Origin of the sequence: uncultured Microbacterium sp. (assembly GCF_947489255.1) — a bacterium.
GTDB lineage: Bacteria > Actinomycetota > Actinomycetes > Actinomycetales > Microbacteriaceae > Microbacterium > Microbacterium phycohabitans.
Map to the genome: position 1 here is coordinate 1 of NZ_CANLCY010000011.1, position 5571 is coordinate 5571.

The window sequence follows — 5571 nt, forward strand, 5'->3', positions numbered from 1 at the left end:
ATGCGAAATGGCCACCCAGCGTTGGGTGGCCATTTCGTTAAAGGAAGTCCGGCGGTGTCCTACTCTCCCACAGGGTCCCCCCTGCAGTACCATCGGCGCTGAGAGGCTTAGCTTCCGGGTTCGGAATGTGACCGGGCGTTTCCCTCTCGCTATGGCCGCCGAAACACTATTGATGTTTCAAAAACCTACAACGATTTTCATTGTTGTGTTGTTCTCGACCGTACATCGAGAACCACTCAGTGGACGCAAGCACCAAAAACGGTGTGTTATCAAGTCATCGGCTTATTAGTACCGGTCAGCTTCACGTATTACTACGCTTCCACATCCGGCCTATCAACCCAGTAGTCTGGCTGGGAGCCTCTCACCCCAAAGGGTATGGAAGTCTCATCTTGAGGCCGGCTTCCCGCTTAGATGCTTTCAGCGGTTATCCATCCCGAACGTAGCTAATCAGCGGTGCTCCTGGCGGAACAACTGACACACCAGAGGTTCGTCCAACCCGGTCCTCTCGTACTAGGGTCAGATCCTCTCAAACTTCCTACGCGCGCAGCGGATAGGGACCGAACTGTCTCACGACGTTCTAAACCCAGCTCGCGTACCGCTTTAATGGGCGAACAGCCCAACCCTTGGGACCTACTCCAGCCCCAGGATGCGACGAGCCGACATCGAGGTGCCAAACCATGCCGTCGATATGGACTCTTGGGCAAGATCAGCCTGTTATCCCCGAGGTACCTTTTATCCGTTGAGCGACAGCGCTTCCACAAGCCACTGCCGGATCACTAGTCCCGACTTTCGTCCCTGCTCGACCTGTCAGTCTCACAGTCAAGCTCCCTTGTGCACTTACACTCGCCACCTGATTGCCAACCAGGTTGAGGGAACCTTTGGGCGCCTCCGTTACATTTTGGGAGGCAACCGCCCCAGTTAAACTACCCACCAGGCACTGTCCCTGAACCGGATCACGGTCCTAAGTTAGATATCCAGAGTGACCAGAGTGGTATTTCAACAATGACTCCACACTCACTGGCGTGAATGCTTCACCGTCTCCCACCTATCCTACACAAGCCACACCGAACACCAATACCAAGCTGTAGTAAAGGTCACGGGGTCTTTCCGTCCTGCTGCGCGTAACGAGCATCTTTACTCGTAATGCAATTTCGCCGAGTTCGCGGTTGAGACAGTTGGGAAGTCGTTACGCCATTCGTGCAGGTCGGAACTTACCCGACAAGGAATTTCGCTACCTTAGGATGGTTATAGTTACCACCGCCGTTTACTGGGGCTTAAATTCTCAGCTTCGCCTTGCGGCTAACCGGTCCTCTTAACCTTCCAGCACCGGGCAGGCGTCAGTCCGTATACATCGTCTTGCGACTTGGCACGGACCTGTGTTTTTAGTAAACAGTCGCTACCCACTAGTCTCTGCGGCCACCACACCCTTTCGGAGCAAGTCCTAATAAGTGGATGGCCCCCCTTCTCCCGAAGTTACGGGGGCATTTTGCCGAGTTCCTTAACCACGATTCTCTCGATCTCCTTGGTATTCTCTACCTGACCACCTGAGTCGGTTTGGGGTACGGGCGGCTTGAACCTCGCGTCGATGCTTTTCTCGGCAGCATAGGATCACCCACTTTTTATCCGCATCGTGTCTCAGCCTCAATGACTCCCGGATTTGCCTAAGAGTCGGCCTACGCACTTGCACCAGGACTACCATCGCCTGGCTTGGGCTACCTTCCTGCGTCACACCTGTTAATACGCTAGCCGCACCAGCATGGGGTCGAGCGTTCACACACACCCGCCTCACCCCGAAGGGATCGGCTAAAGCGTGAGCTAGGACTCTTAGCACCACTGGATTAGCTTGGGCGGTTCTTCGCCGGTACGGGAATATCAACCCGTTGTCCATCGACTACGCCTGTCGGCCTCGCCTTAGGTCCCGACTTACCCAGGGAAGATTAGCTTGACCCTGGAACCCTTGGTCTTTCGGAGGACGTGTTTCTCACACGTCTTTCGCTACTCATGCCTGCATTCTCACTCGTGTAGCGTCCACGGCTGGGTCACCCCGCCGCTTCACTCGCCACACGACGCTCTCCTACCCATCAACACGGCTGGACCACGAAGGCCTACCAAAAATGTCAATGCCACAACTTCGGTGGCGTGCTTGAGCCCCGTTACATTGTCGGCGCGGAATCACTTGACCAGTGAGCTATTACGCACTCTTTCAAGGGTGGCTGCTTCTAAGCCAACCTCCTGGTTGTCAAAGCAACTCCACATCCTTTCCCACTTAGCACGCGCTTAGGGACCTTAGTTGGTGGTCTGGGTTGTTTCCCTCTCGACTATGAAGCTTATCCCCCACAGTCTCACTGCTGCGCTCTCACTTACCGGCATTCGGAGTTTGGCTGACGTCAGTAACCTTGTAGGGCCCATCGGCCATCCAGTAGCTCTACCTCCGGCAAGAAACACGCAACGCTGCACCTAAATGCATTTCGGAGAGAACCAGCTATCACGAAGTTTGATTGGCCTTTCACCCCTATCCACAGCTCATCCCCTCAGTTTTCAACCTAAGTGGGTTCGGTCCTCCACGACGTCTTACCGTCGCTTCAACCTGGCCATGGATAGATCACTTCGCTTCGGGTCTAGGACACGCGACTGAATCGCCCTATTCAGACTCGCTTTCGCTACGGCTACCCCACACGGGTTAACCTCGCCACGTATCGCTAACTCGCAGGCTCATTCTTCAAAAGGCACGCTGTCACCCCTACTAAGGAGGCTCCAACGGTTTGTAAGCAAACGGTTTCAGGTACTATTTCACTCCCCTCCCGGGGTACTTTTCACCTTTCCCTCACGGTACTTGTCCGCTATCGGTCATCTGGGAGTATTTAGGCTTATCAGGTGGTCCTGACAGATTCACACGGGATTTCTCGGGCCCCGTGCTACTTGGGATACTCTTCACGCCAAGAACAAGCATTTCGACTACGGGGTTCGCACCCTCTATGACCGGCCATTCAAAACCGTTCGTCTATACCCTCTTGTCACGTCGACTGCTCGGCAGAACAATCCGAAAAGTCCCACAACCCCCAACATGCAACGCCTGCCGGCTATCACACACGCTAGGTTTAGCCTCTTCCGATTTCGCTCGCCACTACTCACGGAATCGCTGTTGCTTTCTCTTCCTGTGGGTACTGAGATGTTTCACTTCCCCACGTTCCCTCTACCCGCCCTATATATTCAGGCGGGAGTCACCAGGTACGCACGCGCCCTGGCGGGGTTTCCCCATTCGGACACCCTCGGATCAAAACTCGCTTATCAGTTCCCCGAGGCTTATCGCAGATTGCTACGTCCTTCTTCGGCTCCAGATGCCAAGGCATCCACCGTTTGCTCTTAAAGACTTGAAATCACATGAGTTGAATCGTCAAAAAATTGACTAATGATCTTTAAGATCATCTTCACGAGCCAGCCAAAGACTGACTCGAAGATGCTCGCGTCCACTGTGTAGTTCTCAAAGTACGGGCGGAACCCACCCCAGCCACCGAAACACCGGCACCAGAACAGGCCCAAGAGGAACAAACACCAACCACACCAGCCAAACGACTGACGCAATCAGCGCCCGGCCCCTCAGGACCCAACAGCGTGCATGTGACAAAAACTCCGAACCGAATCGTTCCCGTGGCAAGCCACGTACTAAACCCGGAAACATCGTCCCCGACACCAAGTCAAATGTTCCACCCATGAGCTACCAGCAACACACATTCGGTGCTGAACTGGCGCCTGGACACCCACAATCCCGAAAGACCATGAGATGCCAGATGCTCCTTAGAAAGGAGGTGATCCAGCCGCACCTTCCGGTACGGCTACCTTGTTACGACTTAGTCCTAATTACCGATCCCACCTTCGACGGCTCCCTCCACAAGGGTTGGGCCACCGGCTTCAGGTGTTACCGACTTTCATGACTTGACGGGCGGTGTGTACAAGACCCGGGAACGTATTCACCGCAGCGTTGCTGATCTGCGATTACTAGCGACTCCGACTTCATGAGGTCGAGTTGCAGACCTCAATCCGAACTGGGACCGGCTTTTTGGGATTCGCTCCACCTCACGGTATTGCAGCCCTTTGTACCGGCCATTGTAGCATGCGTGAAGCCCAAGACATAAGGGGCATGATGATTTGACGTCATCCCCACCTTCCTCCGAGTTGACCCCGGCAGTATCCCATGAGTTCCCACCATTACGTGCTGGCAACATAGAACGAGGGTTGCGCTCGTTGCGGGACTTAACCCAACATCTCACGACACGAGCTGACGACAACCATGCACCACCTGTTCACCAGTGTCCAAAGAGTTGACCATTTCTGGCCCGTTCTGGTGTATGTCAAGCCTTGGTAAGGTTCTTCGCGTTGCATCGAATTAATCCGCATGCTCCGCCGCTTGTGCGGGTCCCCGTCAATTCCTTTGAGTTTTAGCCTTGCGGCCGTACTCCCCAGGCGGGGAACTTAATGCGTTAGCTGCGTCACGGAAACCGTGGAATGGTCCCCACAACTAGTTCCCAACGTTTACGGGGTGGACTACCAGGGTATCTAAGCCTGTTTGCTCCCCACCCTTTCGCTCCTCAGCGTCAGTTACGGCCCAGAGATCTGCCTTCGCCATCGGTGTTCCTCCTGATATCTGCGCATTCCACCGCTACACCAGGAATTCCAATCTCCCCTACCGCACTCTAGTCTGCCCGTACCCACTGCAGGCCCGAGGTTGAGCCTCGGGATTTCACAGCAGACGCGACAAACCGCCTACGAGCTCTTTACGCCCAATAATTCCGGATAACGCTTGCGCCCTACGTATTACCGCGGCTGCTGGCACGTAGTTAGCCGGCGCTTTTTCTGCAGGTACCGTCACTTTCGCTTCTTCCCTGCTAAAAGAGGTTTACAACCCGAAGGCCGTCATCCCTCACGCGGCGTTGCTGCATCAGGCTTTCGCCCATTGTGCAATATTCCCCACTGCTGCCTCCCGTAGGAGTCTGGGCCGTGTCTCAGTCCCAGTGTGGCCGGTCACCCTCTCAGGCCGGCTACCCGTCGACGCCTTGGTGAGCCATTACCTCACCAACAAGCTGATAGGCCGCGAGCCCATCCCAGACCAAAAAATCTTTCCAACCCCCACCATGCGATGAGGGCTCATATCCAGTATTAGACGCCGTTTCCAGCGCTTATCCCAGAGTCCAGGGCAGGTTGCTCACGTGTTACTCACCCGTTCGCCACTGATCCACCAAGCAAGCTTGGCTTCACCGTTCGACTTGCATGTGTTAAGCACGCCGCCAGCGTTCATCCTGAGCCAGGATCAAACTCTCCGTAAAAAAGAAATGCACACAACACCGGGAAAACGATGCTGCAGCGAGTTTGAAACTGACCAAAGAGAAACATCATTACTGACGTATCCATATGCCAACCCCCAAAAGGGCTGGTCTTTGATCCAAAGGAATTTCTCGCAATCCGAAGATCGACGAGGAATAAATTGGCATTTGACAAGTGCACGCTGTTGAGTTCTCAAGGAACGGACGCACCCACAGAAACAGTCATCTCGACCTACCCGTGAGGCAGTTCACT

The 5571-nt window shown here is 54.6% G+C and carries 3 rRNA genes; all 3 read right to left on the reverse strand.

Annotated features, from left to right (window positions below):
* Positions 1 to 46: 46 nt before the first annotated feature.
* Positions 47 to 163 (reverse strand): 5S ribosomal RNA (gene rrf / locus Q0818_RS16675).
* 102 nt (positions 164 to 265) lie between these two features.
* Positions 266 to 3377 (reverse strand): 23S ribosomal RNA (locus tag Q0818_RS16680).
* Between the two features lie 422 nt (positions 3378 to 3799).
* Positions 3800 to 5321: ribosomal RNA gene (locus Q0818_RS16685) — 16S ribosomal RNA — on the reverse strand.
* The 16S, 23S and 5S rRNA genes sit together here, the layout of an rRNA operon.
* Positions 5322 to 5571: the final 250 nt, after the last annotated feature.